Source organism: Paraburkholderia sp. J7, from assembly GCF_905220155.1.
GTDB lineage: Bacteria > Pseudomonadota > Gammaproteobacteria > Burkholderiales > Burkholderiaceae > Paraburkholderia.
The window spans coordinates 1-335 of the sequence record NZ_CAJMYZ010000119.1; the positions used below are offsets into that span (position 1 = coordinate 1).

1 protein-coding gene is annotated in these 335 nt (G+C 66.0%); it reads right to left on the minus strand.

Annotated features, from left to right (window positions below):
- Positions 1 to 335, minus strand: a 335-nt coding sequence (gene ccsA / locus U5A58_RS40585; RefSeq protein WP_321965471.1) for a cytochrome c biogenesis protein CcsA, incomplete at both ends; no start/stop codon positions are given.

Consider the following 335-nt stretch of genomic DNA (forward strand, 5'->3'; position numbering starts at 1 on the left):
TCCCAGCTCCAGTAGCCGCCCCAGGCCTGCGCGGCCCACAGCGCGCCGAGAATCGTCGCGATGGTAAAGAACGCGAAACCCACGGCGATCGACTTGTACATGACGTCGTCGAGCACCTCGAGCGCGGGCAGGCGGTCCGCCAGCACGCCGCGCTCCTTCATGATGTACGCCACGCCCACCATGGCCGACAGCGCAAAGCTGCCGTAGCCGATGAAGTTCGCCGGCACATGGATCTTCATCCACCAGCTTTGCAGGGCGGGCACGAGCGGCTGGATCTGCTGCGCGTCGCGCGAGATCGAGTACCACATCAGGAAGCCCACGGCCGCGCTGATCAC